The 20,447-nt window shown below is 61.2% G+C and carries 15 protein-coding genes; 8 read left to right on the forward strand and 7 right to left on the reverse strand.

The features are described 5' to 3' along the window. The 4 genes from F8N62_RS07555 to glgA are packed head-to-tail and all read right to left on the reverse strand — an operon-like array spanning position 1 to position 8,248. A complete protein-coding gene (locus F8N62_RS07555; protein ID WP_150710362.1) occupies positions 1-2,778 on the reverse strand; it encodes a malto-oligosyltrehalose synthase in 2,778 nt (925 codons plus the stop codon). Then, positions 2,775-4,853, reverse strand: a complete 2,079-nt coding sequence (gene malQ / locus F8N62_RS07560; protein WP_150710363.1) for a 4-alpha-glucanotransferase — start codon at positions 4,851-4,853, stop codon at positions 2,775-2,777. The genes F8N62_RS07555 and malQ overlap by 4 nt, the downstream gene beginning before the upstream one ends. Next, positions 4,850-6,646, reverse strand: coding sequence for a malto-oligosyltrehalose trehalohydrolase (treZ, locus tag F8N62_RS07565; protein WP_150710542.1), 1,797 nt, complete (start codon positions 6,644-6,646; stop codon positions 4,850-4,852). The genes malQ and treZ overlap by 4 nt, the downstream gene beginning before the upstream one ends. 15 nt (positions 6,647-6,661) lie before the next feature. After that, positions 6,662-8,248 carry a glycogen synthase GlgA gene (gene glgA, locus F8N62_RS07570; protein WP_150710364.1) on the reverse strand — a complete coding sequence of 529 codons (1,587 nt, stop codon included), beginning with the start codon at positions 8,246-8,248 and terminating at the stop codon, positions 6,662-6,664. Between the two features lie 556 nt (positions 8,249-8,804). Here glgA and F8N62_RS07575 point away from each other — a divergent pair. Both F8N62_RS07575 and nudC read left to right on the forward strand, forming a co-directional pair. Next, positions 8,805-9,617 carry a crotonase/enoyl-CoA hydratase family protein gene (locus F8N62_RS07575; RefSeq protein ID WP_150710365.1) on the forward strand — a complete coding sequence of 271 codons (813 nt, stop codon included), beginning with the start codon at positions 8,805-8,807 and terminating at the stop codon, positions 9,615-9,617. A gap of 7 nt (positions 9,618-9,624) precedes the next feature. Next, entirely contained in the window at positions 9,625-10,455 is an 831-nt protein-coding gene (gene nudC / locus F8N62_RS07580; protein ID WP_150710366.1) for an NAD(+) diphosphatase, read from the forward strand. Here nudC and F8N62_RS07585 read toward each other — a convergent pair. From F8N62_RS07585 to F8N62_RS07595, 3 genes are all read right to left on the reverse strand, one after another. Continuing rightward, entirely contained in the window at positions 10,423-11,202 is a 780-nt protein-coding gene (locus F8N62_RS07585; RefSeq protein ID WP_150710367.1) for a TSUP family transporter, read from the reverse strand. The two genes, nudC and F8N62_RS07585, sit on opposite strands and share 33 nt — an antisense overlap. Positions 11,203-11,431: 229 nt before the next feature. Further along, positions 11,432-11,908, reverse strand: coding sequence for a DUF1348 family protein (locus F8N62_RS07590; protein WP_150710368.1), 477 nt, complete (start codon positions 11,906-11,908; stop codon positions 11,432-11,434). Positions 11,909-11,964: 56 nt separating this feature from the next. After that, positions 11,965-12,516 carry a TetR/AcrR family transcriptional regulator gene (locus F8N62_RS07595; RefSeq protein WP_150710369.1) on the reverse strand — a complete coding sequence of 184 codons (552 nt, stop codon included), beginning with the start codon at positions 12,514-12,516 and terminating at the stop codon, positions 11,965-11,967. Positions 12,517-12,732: 216 nt separating this feature from the next. Between F8N62_RS07595 and pssA the strand changes: the two genes are divergently transcribed. From pssA to F8N62_RS07630, 6 genes are all read left to right on the forward strand, one after another. Next, positions 12,733-14,076 carry a CDP-diacylglycerol--serine O-phosphatidyltransferase gene (pssA, locus tag F8N62_RS07600; protein ID WP_150710370.1) on the forward strand — a complete coding sequence of 448 codons (1,344 nt, stop codon included), beginning with the start codon at positions 12,733-12,735 and terminating at the stop codon, positions 14,074-14,076. A 189-nt stretch (positions 14,077-14,265) separates the two neighbouring features. Continuing rightward, complete coding sequence (locus F8N62_RS07610) at positions 14,266-15,282, forward strand: AraC family transcriptional regulator (protein ID WP_150710371.1); 1,017 nt, start codon at positions 14,266-14,268, stop codon at positions 15,280-15,282. Between the two features lie 230 nt (positions 15,283-15,512). Beyond that, positions 15,513-17,177, forward strand: a complete 1,665-nt coding sequence (locus F8N62_RS07615) for an AMP-binding protein (RefSeq protein WP_150710372.1) — start codon at positions 15,513-15,515, stop codon at positions 17,175-17,177. A gap of 16 nt (positions 17,178-17,193) precedes the next feature. Then, entirely contained in the window at positions 17,194-17,955 is a 762-nt protein-coding gene (locus tag F8N62_RS07620) for an SDR family NAD(P)-dependent oxidoreductase (protein WP_150710373.1), read from the forward strand. A gap of 13 nt (positions 17,956-17,968) precedes the next feature. Beyond that, on the forward strand, positions 17,969-19,162 hold the full coding sequence (locus tag F8N62_RS07625; RefSeq protein WP_150710374.1) for an acetyl-CoA C-acyltransferase: 1,194 nt from the start codon (positions 17,969-17,971) through the stop codon (positions 19,160-19,162). Between the two features lie 139 nt (positions 19,163-19,301). Beyond that, positions 19,302-20,429, forward strand: a complete 1,128-nt coding sequence (locus F8N62_RS07630; protein ID WP_150710375.1) for an acyl-CoA dehydrogenase — start codon at positions 19,302-19,304, stop codon at positions 20,427-20,429. Positions 20,430-20,447: the final 18 nt, after the last annotated feature.

Consider the following 20,447-nt stretch of genomic DNA (forward strand, 5'->3'; position numbering starts at 1 on the left):
TCAAGCTTTTGTGCAGAGTTGGATAAAGAGATTGACCGGGAAATCCCCCAGCGCGGCGCTAATCATCAGCTCCATGTTTTCTGTGACTGCGACGCTGGAAAAAAGTCCCTTCAGATGTTCGTTGGGGGCGGTGAACGGTAATTTGATCCGCGTATCGCCCCACTGCAGCGCGCCGACCTGAGGTTCCGCAGCGTTATCCAGCAGCTCGGCGCAGCGTATCGGCACGATGACAATGGCCCGCTTTTCATTGTGCGAACGCACAAACGCCAACACGCGATGTGCCTCGCTGCCGAGCACTTCCAGCGCTTGATACGACCCTCGCTGAAACAGCTCGGCATGCTCGGCGCGCAGGTTCAAGGTGCGCGCGATCAAGGTCTGTTTGATGCGCCCGTCGTGCCAGTTTGCCAATAGGTCAGGCAGGTCCAGAGGGATTTGCAGGGCCTGCTGGCGATGGGCGTAATCCACCGGGCGGCGGTTGTCCGGGTCGACAAGCGTGAAGTCCCAATACTCGTCGCCCTGATACAAATCCGGAACGCCCGGTACGGTCATGCGCAGCAAGGTTTGCGCCAAGCCGTTGACCGCCCCTGGCGTGGCGATCGACATCGCGGCTTTGCCCAGCGCTACGCGCAGCTGTTCACCTTCGGGGCTCAGCAGCAGGCGTTCGAGGAATTGCCGCGCCGCCTGTTCGTAAGCGTCGTTGGGCGCGCTCCAGCTGCTTTGCAACTTGGCTTCGCGCAAGGCTTTTTGTTGCCACTGCCACACACGTTGAGTGTAGTGCTCGAGCGCGGCGTGATCGTCGCTGCGCAAGTCGAGTGGCCAGCTGCCGAGAAGCGCCTGATACAGAATCAGCTCGTCACCCGTGGACGGCATCTGGTCATCGACGCGCAGCGGCCGAGCCAGCGATTGCCACAACGGCACCTGTTCGGCAAACCAGGCGCTGCGCTCGCTGATCACCGCCAGACGGGCGCGGGTGTCTTCGCCACGCTTGTGGTCATGGGTCGCAGTTGCCAACAAATTGTCCGGAAACTCTTCGAGGCGATTCAGGCAAACCGCGTGAAAGTCAGCCACTGGCGCGCTGAAATGCTCCGTGTTGAACCCCACGTCATTGCGCGACAGCAACACCGCCGAGCGATAGAACGCAGTGTCTTCAACCGCTTTCGCTGCCGCCGGCGAGGTCAGTTGCTGGAAGCGCACGCAGGCATGCTTGAGAATCTTGCGCGCACGGCCCACAGGGCGCTTGCGCCACGGCTCGCCGCCGAGCCGTTTGGCCAGGCAATCGAGGACCGGCCAATCCGCCTCGCCGAGTGTTTGCCGCGCACCGTCCATGGCTTGCTGGAAAAACACATCGTCTTGCGCGGACCGCCCCCGAGGGCTGATGTAGGTGCGATACACCGGGAAATGCACGATCAGTTCCTGCAACGCCCGCCGAATCGCGCCGAGCGTCAGGTCGCGGGTCATCAGGTCATCCCGGGCCACTTGCAACAGCGCCTGGGCGACACTTTCGAAATCGCCGGCCAGCGAGCCGTTGAGGATTTGCTGACGCGCCAGTTGCGCTTCCTGACGGAAATCGGCCGGCCTTTCGCTGTAGCGGCTCCACAATTCACCGAGGGTTTGCGCACCGGCGGGATCATGTTGCAACAACGACAATTGATTCATGAATTCATAACCGGTGGTGCCATCCACCGACCAGTCACGGTGCAGGGTTTCACCTTCGCCGAGAATCTTCTCGACGTAGATTGGCAGGTGTCGGCCCGGTGCCAGGCTATCGACCCGACGGCGCAGTTTGCGGCAATAACCGCGCGGATCGGCCAGGCCATCGATGTGGTCGATGCGCAGGCCGTCGATCAGCCCTTCGGCCACCAGCTCGAAGATTTTCGCATGGGTCGCTTCGAACACCGCAGGACGCTCTACGCGAAGACCACCGAGTTCGTTGATATCGAAAAAGCGCCGCCAGTTGATGTCGTCTCCGGCCGTGCGCCAACTGGCGAGGCGATAGCTCTGACGTTCCAGCAGCTGGTGCAGACGCTCAAAGCCTTCTGGCATTTGCGAGTCATACGCCTTCAGATTCTGCTCGATGACGTGAAGCACGGCGGGATCGCTGGCCAATTCGCGCAGCTCGTCTTGCAACGGCTTCGCCAGTTGGTGGGCATCCTGCTGGTAATTCAAGGTGCGGAAACGATCCGCCAGGGCTTTCAGTGCATCAATGTCGCCCCTGAGCAATTCGCCGTAGTGCATCGGGCAAATCGGGAAGCGGTGATCGTAGTGCTGAACGTAGAACTCGCCATGCTGCGCATCGAAGTGCAGGGGCAGGGTGCCGTCCTGCAACGCGACGCCGTAGTCGCTGCCGAGGAACGGCAGCAGCAATTGGCCCTCCATCAGTGGATCCGGCGAGTGCCATTGAATGTCGAAAAACTCGCCGTACGGACTCAGGCGTCCCCACTCCAGCAAATCCAGCCACCAGGGATTGTCGCCACCGCCCACCGCCATGTGGTTGGAAACAATGTCGAGGATCAGCCCCATGTTCTGCTCGCGCAATGCGCCGACCAAACGGCGCAACGCCGCTTCGCCACCGAGTTCCGGGTTGACCGTGGTCGGGTCCACCACGTCATAGCCATGCATGGAGCCGGCGCGAGCGCTGAGCAATGGCGAGGCGTAAATGTGACTGATGCCGAGGCTGGCGAAATACGGCACCAGCGGCACCGCCTGATCCAGCGTGAAGTCTTTATGAAATTGCAGGCGCAGGGTCGCGCGCAGCGGTTGAATGAGGTGCTGATTCATCGGTCACGCTCGGTGGCCTGAAGTCGCGCGCAGGCGAGCAGTTCCAGGCGCCGCGCGGCATCCGGGTGATCGAGCAACGCTTCGGCATCGCCGGGCAAACGCCGCGACCAGTTGGGGTGCGCGTCGATGGTGCCGGGCAGGTTGGCCTGCTGTTCGATGCCCAAGGCATCCTCCAGCGGCAGCAACACCAGTGGCGCGCGGGTATGCCCGAGAAAGCGAATCGCCGCGTCGAGCACCTGATCGGTTTCGTGGGACTCTTCGCGGAAGTTCTGCGGGTCTTCGCTCAACACCCGGCGCAAGCCTTCGCGCTCGCGTTCGCGATGATGACGCCACTCGATTTCGCCGGTGGCGTCGACCAGGCCGAGGCGGGCGTTCCAGTCGATGTCACGGCCATGCCACCAGCCATTCAGCGTCGGCAAGTCGTGGGTGCTGGTGGTTGCCAGCGCGTTGTCCGGCCAGTCGAGAATCGGTTTGAAATGCGCGTTGTCCTGTTCGAACAGCATCACACGCATGCCGAGGATCGAGCGGGCGATGAGTTTTTCCCGCAGGCCTTCCGGCACGGTGCCGAGGTCTTCGCCGAGGACGATAGCCTGATGACGATGGGACTCGAGCGACAGCAAGCGCAGCATGTCGTCGATCGGGTAATAAAGGTAAGCGCCGTCAGCGGGTGAGGCGCCATTGGGGATCACCCACAGCCGTTGCAGGCCCATGACGTGATCGATGCGCAGGCCGCCGGCATGAGCGAAGTTGGCCCGGAGCATTTCAATAAAGGCGCGGAAGCCGTTGCGCACCAGCCCTTCGGGCGAGAACGCGGAAATCCCCCAGCCCTGACCCGTGCGATTGAGAATGTCCGGCGGCGCGCCCACGGTCAGCGAGGCCAGCAGTTCATCCTGACGGCTCCAGGCCTGGCTGCCGCCGCCGTCGGCACCGACGGCCAGATCCGCGATCAGGCCGATGCTCATGCCACTGCTGCGAGCGGCAGTTTGCGCACGCTCCAGGCAACGGGTGATCAGCCATTGGCAGAACGCAAAAAAGCCGATCCGGCCGGCGTTTTCTTCGGCAAATTCAGCCAATGCCGCGCTGCGCGGGTCGCGCCATTGCTCTGGCCATTCGCGCCAGTCGAGGTTTTCGCCCTTGGCGGCGCGAGCCTCTTGAATGGCCTCGAAACGGCAATGGTTTTCAAGGGCTTCGCCCGCAGCGTGGCGGAAGCTGCTGAAGTCGGCATGCAGCGGGTGTTCGCCCTGCACAAAGCCTTCGTACAACGCCTGCAACAAGCGGTGCTTGGCTTCGGCCGCGACGGGCCAGTCAATCAGGGGCTGTTCTTCGAGATGCTTGAGTTCAGCGGCAAGGCCGGTGGCGTCAATCGCCGTGCGCACCGCGCGCTCGCCAAGGATCGCGCCCGGCGCGGCATACAGGCTGTTGAGAAACAGACGGCTGGAGGGCGAATACGGGCTGTAGCGCTGGGAGTCGCTGCCGAACATCGCGTGCAGCGGGCTGATCGCCAGCGCTTCGGCGCCCCGTTCACCGGCGACCCGGGCGAGCTCTTCCAGCGCTTGGGTGTCGCCGAACCCACCGTCCCCGGGACGTCGCAATGAATACAGTTGCACGCTGAGCCCCCAGGCGCGGGGGATCGGGCTGTCCACGGCATCACCGACGCTGTAACAGCGGGTCGGTGCCACCGCCAGGGTAAAGGATTGTCCGTCGATGCTGACGTGCTGATAACCGACCGGAATCAGGCCGGGCAGCATGGCCTCGGCATCCAGTTTCAAGCTGAGTCGCGAACCGTCTTCGAGGTGAATCTCGCAAGGGGTCTCTGGTGCAAAATAATGCGCCAGGCTAAGGCCGATTCCGAAGTCTGCGGTCAGCAGTGGCGGCAAATGCCGGGTTTGCTGTACCTGCAGTAATTCCAGCAGGCTGGCGTCAATTTCCTGGGCGCTGCCGGCAGGGTGGCCGAGTCCGGTGAGGACGTTGCGCAGCACGGACGGAGCGACTTTCTGCGGGCGGCCGTTGGCGTCGATCCAGTCGACCGCCAGGCCTGCCCGGCTGGCCAGTATTTCAAGTTGCGCATCACTCATTGGCGCTCTCCATCCAGGGGTAGCAAAGGGGCTGCGGCCGTGAGGCTGACTAGCGCGCAATACGGGGCAAGCGTGCCCCGTTCCAGCAGGTCGGCGGACCCCGAGGGATGTTCGAACAACAACGAGGCGCCGGCCTGTGGGGAGTGGACCACTGGCGTGTCGCGGAGGTTCAGGTCAATGCGCAGCTGACTGCCATCGCCCAGTTGCCAGCGCGCCATTACCGCACCGTTGGCCAGTACGTCGGCACCCAGCGGAAGGGCGCCGGGCACGCGTGGAATGATCTGTTGATGGCGGATTTTCAACAGTTGGCGATACAACTCATAGATCCCGGATTGTTGACTCGTGGTCAGATCGGGGCGCGAATCCTCGAACGTCTGCTGCGCGTTCGGGTCGGGAATCCGTTCACGTCTTTCCGGATCGGCAAACGCATCGAACGCGGAAAACTCGTTGCGTCGACCTTCACGAACCAATTCCGCCAGCTCACCGTGATGGCTGGTGAAGAACAGGAACGGTTGTTCGGCGGCGAACTCGTCGCCCATAAACATCAGCGGGATCATCGGCGACAACAGCAACAGGACGGTCGCGGCTTTCAGTGCGTCCGGGTGGGTCAGTTGGTGCAGCCGTTCGCCAAATGCACGATTGCCGATCTGATCATGGTTTTGCAGGAACAGGACGAACGCGCTGGGCGGCAGGTGCCCGCTGGGCTCGCCCCGGGCTTCACCGTGCTGGTTAGTGTGGCCCTGAAACACAAAACCCTGGCTCAGGCAGCGCGCCAGTTTTTCCGTGGGATCGTCGGCGTAATCGGCGTAATAGGCATCAGTTTCGCCAGTCAGCAAAACGTGCAAGGCGTTATGGCCGTCGTCGTTCCACTGCGCGTCGTAACCTTCCTGGAGCAAGCTGGCCTGGTTGTGTTCGTTCTCGACGGTCAGCCAGACGTGTCGCGCAGGGTCAGTCTGCTCGCGGATACGTTGGGCCAGTTCCTGGAGAAAATCCGGACTTTTGATCGCGTGCACCGCGTCGAAACGCAACCCGTCGAAGCGGTATTCGAGCAACCACATCAGGGCATTGTCGATGAAGAAGTCACGCACCTCGCGTCGCTGGAAGTCGATGGCCGCACCCCATGGCGTGTGTTTGTCTTCATTGAAGAACGCCTTGGCATAACGATGCAGGTAATTGCCGTCCGGGCCGAAGTGGTTGTAGACCACGTCAAGCATCACCGCCAGGCCATGGCCGTGAGCGGTGTCGATCAAATGTTTGAGTTGTTCGGGGGTGCCATAAGAGGCCTGGGGCGCGTAGGGCAGCACGCCGTCGTAGCCCCAATTGCGCTCGCCGGGGAATTGCGCGATGGGCATCAGCTCGATGGCCGTGATGCCCAGGCCCGCGAGGCGCGCCAGTTGCTGTTCGACCTGGCTGAAACCGCCCAGCGCACCGACGTGCAATTCGTAGATCACCGCCTCGTGCCAGGGCCGCCCCAGCCATTCGCGGTGTCGCCAGGTGTAGGCGAGGGGATCGACCACGATGCTGTGCTGCTGAACGTCCCCGGCCTGTGCGCGGGACGCGGGATCGGGGACTTCGATTTCACCGTCGATGTTGTAGCGATATCGCGTGCCGGCGGGGCAGCGGGTGTTGATCACGAACCAGCCATCGGCCTGAGGCAGTAGCGGCAAGGATTGTCCATCTTCCAGTTCAACACTGACAAAAAACGCATCTGGCGCCCACAAGGCAAAACGCGTGTGCTCTGCGTCCAGCATGATTGCGCCGTGGGGCCAGGTCTCAAGGGTCCGTAACGGCATCTTCAAAAAAACTCCTTACTGATGTTTCGATTTCCCCAGCGCCTTGGCGACAAGCTGTTCGTAAAGTTCGGCGTAGGGTTCGACCGCTTTGCACCAGTTGAATGGCGCTGCCATGGCGCGGCAGCGCATGGCGTTGAGCAGGCCGGGAAAGGCGAATACCTTGAAGGCGCGACTCAGGGCTTCCTGATAGCTCTCGACCGTGGATTCGTTGAACAGGAAGCCGGTGACACCGTTCTCAATGGTGTCGGCCAGGCCGCCCGTATTGCGCGCCACCGGCAGCGAGCCAAAGCGCTGGGCATACATCTGGCTCAGGCCGCAGGGCTCGTAACGCGATGGCATCAGGAGGAAATCGCTGCCGGCAAACATGCGGCGGGCGTCGGTTTCGTTGAAGCCGATGCGCACACCGATCTGGCCCGGGAAGCGCAGGGCCAGTTCGCGCATGGCTTGCTCTTCCTCCGGCTCGCCACGACCGATGATCGCGATCTGGCCACCCGATTTCACGATGTACTCGGAGACGGCTTCGGTGAGGTCCAGGCCTTTCTGGTAGACCAGTCGCGACACCACGGCAAACAGCGGTCCTTCGCAATCGTCCAGGCCAAACAGGTCGCGGACGTGGGCCGCATTGACCGCTTTGCCTTCCCAGTCACCGATGCTGAACGGGCGGAACAGGTGCGGGTCAGTCGCCGCGTCCCAGCTCTCGTCGATGCCATTGGGAATCCCGCTGAGCAGGCCTTGCTGGGTCTTGGCGGCGAGAAAACCGTCGAGACCGCAGCCGAAGTCCGGCGTGGTGATTTCCTGAGCGTAAGTGGCGCTGACCGTGGTGATGTGGCTGGAATAGGCCATGCCGGCCTTGAGGAACGACATCTTCCCGTAGAACTCCATGCCTTCCTGTTGCAGGGCATGCGCAGGGATGCCCAGCTCCGGGCATGAGCCAAGACTGGTCACGCCTTGATAGGCAAGGTTGTGAATGGTGAACAGCGTCGGGGTGCGCATGCCGCGCCAGTGCATGTAGGCAGGCGCCAGGCCGGCGGGCCAGTCATGGGCGTGCACCAGGTCGGGCCGCCAGTGGATTTGCGCGAGGTTGGCGGCGATGTCGGCAGCCGCGAGGCCCAGACGGGCGAAACGAATATGGTTGTCCGGCCAGTCGCGACCATTGTTGGCGCCGTAAGGCGAACCTTCGCGCTCGTAGAGTTCAGGGCAAATCAACACGTAGATGACCAGACCGTCGGGCATGTCCATGCGCCCGATCTTGCACGGTGGCAATGCGGCATGACCGCCCAGCTCACCGACAATGTGAATTGGATTTTCGCTGTGCATCACCTGCGGGTAACCGGGAATCAGCACCCGCACATCGTGCAAGTGGGCCATGGCCCGGGGCAGCGCGGCAGAGACGTCGCCCAGACCGCCAGTCTTCACCAGGTCGGCGATTTCCGACGTCACGAACAACACTTTCTTTCGGTTGGGATTCTGGTTGGCCGCCGGTGTCAGCGTCTTGGTGCCCGGAACGCTGATGGATTGGGCACTTGGGGCACTCACGGCGCTCGATTCGCCGACCTGCTGATGAGCACGTTCTCCCTGAATATCTAAAGCCGCACTGATCATGTGAATCTCCCGTGTTTTTTAATCTAATTCTCAGGTCTGACAAACAGTGTTTCTTGACCAATTCCTGTGGCCGGGCGCAAACGCGCGACGCATAGACGAGCAAGCGCTGGCCATGCGCTGAGGCAGAATGGCTGGATGAGACATTGCAAGGATTGCACCAGTCGCAACGCACCTACCGTTCAGAGGACCGACCACGAACGACAAAAGTTTCGATTATTTTTGCGCTTTGTGACCGACCGGTTTTCCCCCGCGAAAATGAGTCTAGGCCAGAACTTAGAGCGGTGAGAGGCAGATAGCAAAATTGTTCGACAATCGGTCCAAAGAGGTACGGACGTGCCTGATTGCGACGAAAACGCCCCGACGAAGTGCATGTTTTTTTGCGATTCAGCGCCAAAATGTCACTCGGTGGTCACCTCAATGTGCGAGCGCTTGCACGTTGGCGCACCGTCGTGGTGCGCACACGGGTCCCGCTTTTGGCCGAACCGCTGCCTTACCGCCCGCAGGTGTGCCTTGTTATAGTTCGGGCCTCTTTTTTGCCCGGTAAAGGATCACTGCCATGTCTGAGTACACTGCGTTCACCGTCGAACTGAACGACAAAATTGCCCATGTGCAGATCAATCGCCCGGAGAAGATCAATTCGATGAACGCTGCGTTCTGGAGCGATATCATCGAGATTTTCCAGTGGATCGACGACACCGACGAAGTGCGCGTGGTGGTGCTCAGTGGCGCCGGCAAACATTTCTCTTCCGGCATTGATCTGATGATGCTCGCCGGCGTCGCCAACGAGCTGGGCAAGGATGTCGGCCGCAATGCGCGCCTGTTGCGCCGCAAGATTCTCGCGCTGCAGGCGTCTTTCAACGCTGTCGATAATTGCCGCAAACCGGTACTCGCAGCGATCCAGGGCTATTGCCTGGGTGGCGCGATTGACCTGATCGCCGCCTGCGACATGCGCTACGCGGCAGAGGATGCACAATTCTCGATCAAGGAAATCGATATCGGCATGGCTGCCGACGTCGGCACCCTGCAACGCTTGCCGCGGATCATCGGCGACGGCATGCTGCGTGAACTGGCTTACACTGGTCGCTCGTTCGGCGCTGATGAGGCACGCAGCATGGGGCTGGTCAATCGCGTCTACAGCGACGCCGCCAGCTTGCTCGACGGTGTCATGGGCATCGCCCGCGAGATCGCCGGCAAATCACCGATTGCGATCACCGGCACGAAAGAGATGATCAGCTACATGCGTGATCACCGCATCGACGACGGCCTCGAATATGTCGCCACCTGGAACGCCGCCATGCTGCAATCCACTGACTTGCGCGTGGCCATGGCCGCCCATATGAGCAAACAGAAACCCGAATTTCTGGATTGATTGAAAAATGACTTCACGCTGGACCACCGCAGTACTGGACACCGATCAACCGGGCGGCTGGGCCGTTGCGCGCAGCCCCGAAGGCTTTCTGTTCGATGACAATGGCGCGCTGTTCCCGCGCGAATGGCTCAAGCGTCAGGACCTGGCGATTCTCGCCGAGCATGGCATTGGTCATCTGGATGGCGAGCCGGTGTACCTGCTGGAACTGCGCAGTCACAGCGACGTGCCGGGCTGCAACTGGAAAGGCCTGCGGGCGTTCATGCTCGAGGGCGACCACACGGTGTATAAGGTGCTCGGTTATGCCGCGCAAATCGGCACCTGGGCTCGCGAACACCGTTTCTGCGGCCATTGCGGGCAGCCGGCCAGGCAGGTGCCGCGTGAGCGGGCGATGTATTGCGAACCGTGCGATTTGCGTGCTTACCCACGCATTTCGCCGAGCATGATCGTGCTGATCACTCGTGGCGATGAAATCCTTCTGGCGCGCTCACCGCGGTTTGTCACCGGGGTCTACAGCACGCTGGCGGGTTTTGCCGAGCCGGGCGAATCGGCCGAAGAGTGTCTGGTCCGCGAGGTGCGCGAAGAGGTGCAGATCGAAGTCAAAAACATCCAGTACCTGGGCAGTCAGTGCTGGCCGTTCCCGCACTCGATGATGCTGGGCTTTCACGCCGAGTACGCCGGTGGCGAGATTGTCTGCCAGGAAGACGAGATCGAAGACGCCCAGTGGTTCAATGTGCACGATCTGCCGCCGTTGCCGGCGTCACGCTCGATTGCCCGTTACCTGATCGACGTCTATGTGGCGCGGCGCTTAGGCCACGCTGAACCAGTGTTGCCAGGCTAGGCGCACGGTCAGGCCGAGCACCACGGTAATGAACACCGGGCGAATGAATTTGGCTCCGCCGCTGATGGCGGAGCGCGCGCCGAAGAAGGCGCCGACCATCACCGACAGGCCCATGCTCAGGCCGATGACCCAGTCTACTTGACCGGAAAAGATGAACACCGACAGCGCCGCAATGTTGCTGACGAAGTTCATGCTGCGGGCCACGCCGCTGGCCTTCACCAGATCGATGGGGTACATCAGCAGGCTGCTGACGGTCCAGAACGCACCCGTGCCGGGGCCGGCCACGCCGTCGTAGAAACCGAGGCTGAAGCCTTGCGTCGATTGCCACTTTTTCCTGATCGGTGCGTTGCTGTCCAGCGGCGCTTTGGGCGTGCCGCCGAACAACAGGTAAAGACCGCAGGCAAACACGATCACCGGCAGCATCTTATTCAACCATTCGGCGGGCAGATAATGCGCGACCACGGCACCGGTCAAGGCACCGATCAGCGTACCGACGATGGCGTGCACCCACTGCCGGGGATGGAACAGCTTGCGTCGGTAGAAGGTGAAACTGGCGGTGGCCGAGCCGAAGGTCGAGCTAAGTTTGTTGGTGCCGAGCACCAGGTGCGGCGGCAGGCCGGCGGTGAGCAACGCCGGCGTGGTCAACAGCCCGCCACCGCCAGCAATGGCGTCGATGAAACCGGCAACAAAGGCGACGACGGCCAGAATGGCCAAGGTGGTGAGGTCAACACTGAGTTCGAAAGGCATGGAATCGGCTTATTCGGCAGGGTGTGCGGGGAGGGCCGATATCTTACCTATATCCAACTTCAGCGGCGACCGATTGCTTTTCTACGCGGTGTCAGCGGCTGAAACAGCCCGCCGCAATCCACCCCCCCCCCGTAGGAGCTGCCGAAGGCTGCGATCTTTTGATCTTGAAAAACAAAAATCAAAAGATCGCAGCCTTCGGCAGCTCCTACGGGGGGATTGTGCCAGGTGGTTACAGGCCCAGGTCCGAAAGGCCCGGATGATCATCCGGCCGACGCCCCAGCGGCCAGTGGAATTTGCGTTCGCTTTCCTTGATGGGCAGGTCGTTGATGCAGGCGAAACGGTTGGCCATCAAACCGTTCTCGTCGAACTCCCAGTTTTCGTTGCCGTAGGAACGGAACCAGTTGCCCGAGTCGTCGTGCCATTCATAGGCGTAGCGCACGGCGATACGGTTATCGGTGAAGGCCCAGAGTTCCTTGATCAAGCGATAGTCGAGTTCCTTGGCCCATTTACGCGTGAGGAAACCTTTGGCCTCTTCACGGTTGTAGGCGAATTCGGCGCGGTTACGCCATTTGGTGTCCAGGGTGTAGGCCAGGGACACGCGCTGCGGGTCACGGGAGTTCCAGCCGTCCTCGGCCAGACGGACTTTTTCGATGGCCGATTCACGGGTGAACGGCGGCAACGGCGGACGAACTTCGGTATCAGACATTCAAGGTTCCCCTTTCAAGTTAACGTTCAAGCAAGTTGTCGGGCTTGGTTAAAGTGTTACAGGTCCAATAACTTTCGCGCCATGCATTGCGCATTATCGGCGGCACTGTGATCACCCATGACAAGCGCCACGGTAATAGCGCCATCGATCAGGATCAGCAGCTGTCTGGCCAGCGTCTCCGGATCGTCAGCGCCATATTCGCTGCAGAGCTCGCGCACGTAGTCGAGCAGCTTCTGTTTGTGTTCTTTCGCAACCAGGCGCACCGGGTCCTGCGGGTCGCCGGTTTCGCCGCTGGTGTTGATGAAGGCGCAGCCACGGAAGCCTTCGCTGGCAAACCAGGCCTTGAGCACGGTAAACAGGTTAAGCAGGCGATCGGCCGGGGTATCGGCCTGGTCGACAGCGCTTCGGTACCAGTGCATCCAGCGCTCGTCGCGCCGTTGCAAGGCAGCGACCACCAGCTCCTCCTTGTTGGCGAAGTAGCGGTAAACGCTTTTTCTGGAAACGCCGGCGGTTTTCACCAGAAGGTCCATGCCGGTGGCGGCGATGCCACTTTTGTAGATCAACTTTTCAGTGACGTCCAGAATGATGTCGCGTGTGAGTTCGTTCATGGGTCGTACAGTAGAACGATCGTTCTTCAATATCAAGTGGATGCTTGTGGTGTTTATAAAATCTATTTCGCGAGCAGGCTCGCTCCCACAGGGGAATGCATTTCAACTGTGGGAGCGAGCCTGCTCGCGAAGGGGTCATTACAGACACCAACAAGACCCAACCCTACCGATGGTGTAAGCTCTCAAACTCTTCGGATTCGACCCTTTGCGAGCCCTATGCCGTCGCTTTTCAAACGCTCTCTGCTGCCCAAACTGCGCAGTTTTCCGCTGACCGCCGATGCCGTCACCATCCTCTCTGGCGCTGCCGAGTTCCGCCGTTGCCTGCTGGAAAAAATTGCCGTAGCGACCCAGCGCATCTACATCGTCGCGCTGTACCTGCAACAGGACGAAGCCGGCCAGGAAATCCTCGATGCCTTGCACGCCGCCAAACTGGCGCGTCCACAGCTGGACGTGGTGGTGGTCGTCGACTGGTTGCGCGCCCAGCGCGGGTTGATCGGTGCCGGCAAGCAGCCGGGCAACTCGGCGTGGTATCAGGAAATGACCCGCACCCATGAAAGCGTGGTGCCGGTGTACGGGGTACCGGTGCAGACCCGCGAGCTGTTCGGTGTCCTGCATTTGAAGGGTTTCGTGATCGATGACTGCGTGATCTACAGCGGCGCGAGTCTCAATAACGTCTATTTGCACAAGTTCGACAAATACCGCTACGACCGTTATCACGTGCTGCAGAACGGCCCGTTGGCCGACTCGATGCAGCACCTGGTCCAGCACGGGCTGGTGGCTTCCAAAGCGGTGCATCGCCTCGACCTGCCGAACCTGCCGACCACCCGCAGTCTGCGCAATGACATCGGCGACCTGCGCAGCCGCCTGAAGCACGCGGCGTACGACACCACCACGGGCAGCACGGCCAAGGAGGGTTTGTCGGTCAGTCCGTTGCTCGGTGTCGGCAAGAACAACCCGCTGAGCCGGGTGATTTGTGAGTTGATCGCCAGCGCCCAGCATCAGCTGACCATCTGCACGCCGTATTTCAACCTGCCGCTGGCAGTGACCCGGGAAATCAACCGGGCACTGGCGCGGGGTGTAAAGATCGACATCGTGGTCGGCGACAAAACCGCTAACGACTTTTATATTCCGCCGAGCGAACCCTTCAAGGTGATCGCGGCGTTGCCGTACCTCTACGAGATCAGCTTGCGACGCTTCGCCAAACGCCATCATCGCAGCGTCGACAGCGGTCAGTTGAACCTGCACCTGTGGAAGGACGGCGACCACACCTATCACCTCAAAGGCATGTGGATCGATCAGCGTTACACCTTGCTCACCGGCAATAACCTCAATCCCCGCGCGTTCCGGCTCGATCTGGAAAATGCGCTGCTGATTGATGATCCGAAAGGGGAATTGCTGGAGCCGCGCAAGCGAGAATTGGCGGAGATTTTCCAGCACACCACGCGCATTGCGCGGTATCAGGATCTGGAAACCCTGCCGGATTACCCGGCCGGTGTGGCGAAATTTCTCAAGCGCGTGAGTCGTGTGCGGATTGAACGGTTGCTGTACCGCATCCTTTGATAGTGCCGCGCGGCCAGGGGATCTGTGGCAAACACAAATCCCCTGTGGGAGCGAGCCTGCTCGCGAATGCGGTGTATCAGGCGATTTTGATATTGACTGGTTTGGCCCCTTCGCGAGCAGGCTCGCTCCCACAGGGTTCTGCGGTAAGATTCCGACACTTAAAACTACAAAACGGCTTCCCTCGCGCAAATGTCGGAAAAAGACACCATTTCCATTCAACTGGTGCGTGAAGCGCTGTTGCAAAGTTGCGCGCCCGGTGCCGCCACCGACGAGGTGCTGAACAAAGTCGGCATCGATCCGGCGCAGCTGAAATTCTCCGACGCCCGCGTCCCGGCCACCGCGTACGCGCGACTCTGGCGGTTGCTGGCCCGGCGCCGGGACGATGAGTTTTTTGGCATGGACCCGCGCAAGCTCAAGTCTGGCAGCCTTGAGTTTCTGTGCCGTAGTTCGATGATCCAGCCAAGTCTCGCCGCTGGCCTGACCTCGGGGCTGGGGTTTCTGTCGCTGATGCTTGAACACCTGCCTGCGCAACTGGTTCGCCAGCAAAGCCTCGCGGAAATCGTCCTGCTCGAAGACGATCAGGACCCACGCCGCGCCTTCACCTATTTCACGTACTGGATGATCGTGCACGGCGTCGCCTGTTGGCTGGCGGGGCGGCGGATTCCCATCCTGGCCATTGAGCTGCGGTGCCCGGCACCGGACTTTTGTGATGACTATCGGGTGATGTTCTCGCAAAACCTGCGGTTCGACCGGCCACGCACGCGGATGATTTTCTCGGCCGAGTGCCTGGACCTGCCGATCAAGCGCAGCGCTGACGAACTCAAGCGCTTCCTGGCCCATGCGCCGGCGAACATTCTGGTCAAATACCGCGACCCGCAGAGCCTGGCCAGCCGCATCAAGCAGGACCTGCGGCAACTGCCCGCCGAACACTGGCCGGAGACCGAAGCGCTGGCGCAACAACTGTGCATGTCGGCGTCTACCTTGCGTCGGCGGCTGGCGGAAGAAGGGCAGACCTATCAAGGTCTCAAGGACAGCGTGCGCAAGGAATTGGCGATTGTCTGGCTGGCTGAGCCGAGTATCAGCTTTGCCGAGATCGCCACCCGTCTGGGCTTTGCCGATGCCAGTTCGTTCTACAAGGCGTTTCGCAAGTGGTCGGGGTCGAATCCGGGGCATTATCGGAGTTTGATTCTCAACGAAGCCCATTGACGAATGCGCCCCCCGTAGGAGCTGCCGAAGGCTGCGATCTTTTTATTTGAAGATCAAAAGATCGCAGCCTTCGGCAGCTCCTACGGGGGAGGCGTAAACAGTTCGATCTTGGCCAAACCAGTCAACCAACTTGATAGCTTTGACCATTGCCCCGCACCCCGAGTGGAGCGAGTATTTCCCTGTTAATTACGGTTCCCCCAACCTAATAAAAATACAGAGGGATTCTGGCAATGCGCGATTACTTGTCTGCCAAGTCACAATTCAATTATCAGCACACCGTCGATGCCGCACTTGCGGGCAATCTGACGGCGCTCAATGCCTGCGTCGAGTGTTGCGACCGGCACGCGTTGCCGGGTCGCATCGCGCTGTTCTGGGAAGGCCGCGACGGCGCCAGCGCGACGTACACCTTCAGCGACTTGCAGGACAAAGCGGCGCGTTTCGCCAATTTCCTTCTGGCCCAAGGTGTGGAGAAAGGCGACAAGGTCGCCGGCCTCCTGCCGCGCAATATCGAATTATTGATTACGGTGTTTGCCACCTGGCGCATCGGGGCGGTGTATCAGCCGCTGTTCACCGCGTTCGGTCCGAAAGCCATCGAACACCGTTTAGGCAGCTCCGGCGCCAAAGTGGTGGTCACCGACGCGGTCAACCGTTCCAAACTCGCCGAAGTGGCCGACTGCCCGACCATCGTTACCGTCGGCGGTGCCAAAGGTGAGGGCATCGTCCGTGGCGATTCCAGTTTCTGGGCGGAACTGGCCAATTATTCCGCCGAGTGCGAGCCGGTCCTGCTGACCGGCGAAGACCCGTTCCTGTTGATGTTCACCTCCGGCACCACCGGCCCGTCGAAAGCCCTGTCGGTGCCGCTCAAAGCCATCGTTGCTTTCCAGAGCTACACCCGCGACGCCGTGGACCTGCGCCCCGAAGACGCGTTCTGGAATGTCGCCGATCCGGGCTGGGCCTACGGCATCTATTTCGGTGTCACCGGGCCGATGGCGATGGGGCATCCGATCACGTTCTACGACGGCCCGTTCACCCTCGAAAGCACCTGCCGGGTGATCAACAAATACGGCATCACCAACCTCACGGGTTCGCCAACCGCCTATCGCCTGTTGATTGCCGGAGGCGAGGCGTTCGCCAAATCGATCAAAGGCAAGCTGCGCATCGTCAGCAGTGCCGGCGAGCCGTTGAACCCGGAAGTGATCCGCTGGTTCGCCGACAACCTCGGCGTGGTGATTCACGACCACTATGGCCAGACCGAATTGGGCATGGTCCTGTGCAACCACCATGGCATCGATCATCCGATCCACATGGGCGCCGCCGGTTTTGCCTCGCCGGGCCACCGCATCGTGGTGCTCGACGACGAGAACAAGGAACTCGGCGTCGGCCAGCCGGGCATTCTGGCCATCGACCGCACCCAGTCGCCGATGTGCTGGTTCAACGGCTACGAGGGCGCGCCGACCAAGGCCTTCGTCGGCAACTATTACCTGAGCGGCGACACCGTCGAGTGGAACCCGGACGGCAGCATCAGCTTCGTCGGGCGCAGCGATGACGTGATCACCACCTCCGGCTATCGCGTCGGGCCGTTTGATGTGGAAAGCGCCTTGATCGAACACCCGGCCGTGGTCGAAGCGGCCGTCGTCGGCAAGCCCGATGCGGAGCGCACCGAACTGGTCAAGGCCTTCGTCGTGCTCAGCGCGCAGTATCGCGCCGCTCCCGAGCTGGCCGAGGAACTGCGCCAGCACGTGCGCAAGCGTCTGGCCGCGCACTCATACCCCCGTGAAATCGAATTTGTCAGCGAATTGCCGAAAACCCCAAGCGGCAAATTGCAGCGCTTTATCTTGCGCAACCAGGAAATCGCCAAGGCTCAAGAGGCCGCCGCGAAGAACGTTTCAGCTTGAATCCAAGGAAACAATGATGCAGATCGAAAACAAGGTTTTTCTCGTCACCGGCGGGGCTTCCGGGCTGGGTGCAGCCACGGCGGAAATGCTGGTCGCGGCCGGCGCCAAAGTGATGCTGGTGGACATGAACGCCGAGGCGGTCGCGGCCCAGGCTGAACGTCTCGGTGCGCAGAGCGTGGTCGCGGACATCAGCAACGAAGCGGCGGCTGAAGCGGCGGTGCACGCCACGGTCAAAGCCTTCGGCGGCCTGAACGGCCTGGTCAACTGCGCCGGCATCGTGCGTGGCGAGAAGATCCTCGGCAAGAACGGCCCGCACGCGCTGGCCAGTTTCAGCCAGGTGATCAATGTCAACCTGATCGGCAGCTTCAACATGCTGCGTCTGGCGTCGGCCGCCATCGCCGAGACCGCGCCGGACGCCGATGGCGAGCGCGGCATCATCATCAACACAGCGTCTGCTGCGGCTTATGACGGCCAGATTGGCCAGGCCGCTTACGCCGCGTCGAAAGGCGCGATTGTCAGCCTGACCTTGCCTGCCGCCCGTGAACTGGCGCGCTTCGGCATCCGCGTGATGACCATCGCCCCCGGCATTTTTGAAACGCCGATGATGGCCGGCATGACCGCGGAAGTCCGCGAATCCCTGGCCGCCGGCGTACCGTTCCCGCCGCGACTGGGCAAACCGGGCGAGTACGCCTCGCTCGTCAGACATATCATTGAAAACAGCATGCTCAATGGCGAGGTGATCCGTCTCGACGGTGCCTTGCGCATGGCCGCCAAGTAAGGAGATTTTTGTCATGACCCTTTCCAACGATCCAATTGTCATCGTCAGCGCCGTTCGTACCCCGATGGGCGGCTTTCAGGGCGAACTGAAAAGCCTGACTGCGCCGCAACTCGGTGCAGCGGCCATTCGCGCCGCCGTTGAACGCGCCGGTGTCGCGCCCGACGCCATTGAAGAAGTGCTGTTCGGCTGCGTCCTGTCGGGTGGCCTTGGCCAAGCACCGGCACGACAAGCTGCACTGGGCGCCGGGCTGGACAAATCGACCCGCTGCACGACTCTGAACAAAATGTGCGGGTCGGGCATGGAAGCAACCATGCTCGCCCACGACATGCTGGTGGCCGGCAGCGCCGAGGTGGTGGTCGCCGGCGGCATGGAAAGCATGTCCAACGCGCCATACCTTCTGGACCGCGCCCGCAGCGGCTATCGCATGGGCCACGGTCGGGTGCTCGATTCGATGTTCTTTGACGGGCTCGAAGACGCTTACGACAAAGGCCGGCTGATGGGCACCTTCGCCGAGGATTGCGCTGAAACCAACGGGTTCAGCCGCGAAGCTCAGGATGCGTTTGCCATTGCCTCGACTACCCGCGCGCAGCAGGCGATCAAGGATGGCAGCTTCAAGGACGAGATCGTGCCGCTGACCGTGACCGTCGGCAAAGAGCAGGTGCTGATCAGCAATGACGAGCAGCCGCCGAAAGCCAGACTGGACAAGATTGCCGCGCTGAAACCGGCGTTCCGCGAGGGTGGCACGGTGACTGCGGCGAACTCCAGCTCGATTTCCGACGGCGCGGCGGCACTGGTGTTGATGCGCCGTTCCGAAGCGGAAAAACGCGGTCTGAAACCGCTGGCGGTGATTCATGGCCACGCGGCGTTTGCCGACACCCCGGGCCTGTTCCCGGTGGCGCCAGTGGGCGCGATCAAGAAACTGATGAAGAAAACCGGCTGGTCGCTGGATGAAGTCGATCTGGTGGAAGTAAACGAAGCCTTTGCCGTGGTCAGTCTGGTGACCATGACCAAACTGGAAATCCCCCACGAGAAGATCAACGTCCACGGCGGAGCTTGCGCCCTGGGTCACCCGATTGGTGCGTCGGGCGCGCGAATCCTCGTGACCCTGCTCTCGGCCCTGCGCCAGAAAGGCCTGAAACGCGGCGTTGCAGCGATCTGTATTGGCGGCGGTGAAGCCACGGCAATGGCGGTTGAGTGTCTGTACTAATGCGATTCCTGTAGGAGCAAGCTTGCTCGCGATGGACGTAAACGATGACGAGCGCTTCCTGGATGTGCGCGGTGCCCTCTCGTTTATCGCGAGCAAGCTCGCTCCTACAGTGAAGGCGATTCAATTTTAAGGATTTGCCATGATTCCCAATGACGAACAACTGCAGATCAGCGACGCCGCCCGGCAGTTTGCCCAGGAACGGCTGAAACCGTTTGCCGCCGAATGGGACCGTGAGCACCGCTTCCCCAAGGAAGCCATCGCCGAGATGGCCGGGCTGGGCTTTTTCGGCATGCTGGTGCCAGAGCAGTGGGGCGGTTGCGACACCGGTTACCTGGCCTACGCCATGGCGTTGGAAGAAATCGCCGCTGGCGACGGCGCCTGCTCGACGATCATGAGCGTGCACAACTCGGTCGGTTGCGTGCCGATCCTCAAGTACGGCAACGACGACCAGAAAGAACGTTTCCTCAAACCGTTGGCCAGCGGTGCGATGCTCGGCGCCTTTGCCCTGACCGAGCCTCAGGCCGGCTCCGATGCCAGCGGCTTGAAAACCCGTGCCCGGCTGGAGGGCGATCACTACGTGCTCAACGGCTGCAAACAATTCATCACCTCCGGACAGAACGCCGGGGTGGTCATCGTGTTTGCGGTGACCGACCCGAGCGCCGGCAAACGCGGAATCACGGCGCTGATCGTGCCCACCGATTCGCCCGGCTACAAAGTCGCACGGGTCGAAGACAAGCTCGGCCAGCACGCTTCCGACACCTGCCAGATCCTGTTTGAAGACGTGAAGGTGCCGGTCGCCAATCGGTTGGGTGAGGAGGGTGAAGGTTATCGAATCGCCTTGGCCAACCTCGAAGGCGGTCGCGTCGGCATCGCTTCGCAATCAGTGGGCATGGCCCGCGCCGCGTTCGAAGCGGCCCGCGACTACGCCCGTGAGCGCGAGAGTTTCGGCAAACCGATCATCGAACATCAGGCTGTCGCATTCCGTCTGGCGGACATGGCGACCCAGATCGCCGTGGCCCGGCAAATGGTGCATTACGCGGCGGCCTTGAGAGACAGCGGCAAGCCGGCACTGGTCGAAGCGTCGATGGCCAAGCTGTTCGCCTCGGAAATGGCCGAAAAGGTCTGCTCCTCGGCGTTGCAAACCCTTGGTGGTTACGGTTACCTGAACGACTTTCCGCTGGAGCGAATCTACCGCGACGTACGGGTGTGCCAGATTTACGAAGGCACCAGTGATATTCAGCGCATGGTTATCTCGCGCAATCTTTGAGAAGGACTGATTTATGAA

The sequence above is a fragment of the Pseudomonas fluorescens genome (assembly GCF_902497785.1).
In the GTDB taxonomy this organism is placed as follows: Bacteria; Pseudomonadota; Gammaproteobacteria; order Pseudomonadales; family Pseudomonadaceae; genus Aquipseudomonas; species Aquipseudomonas fluorescens_BO.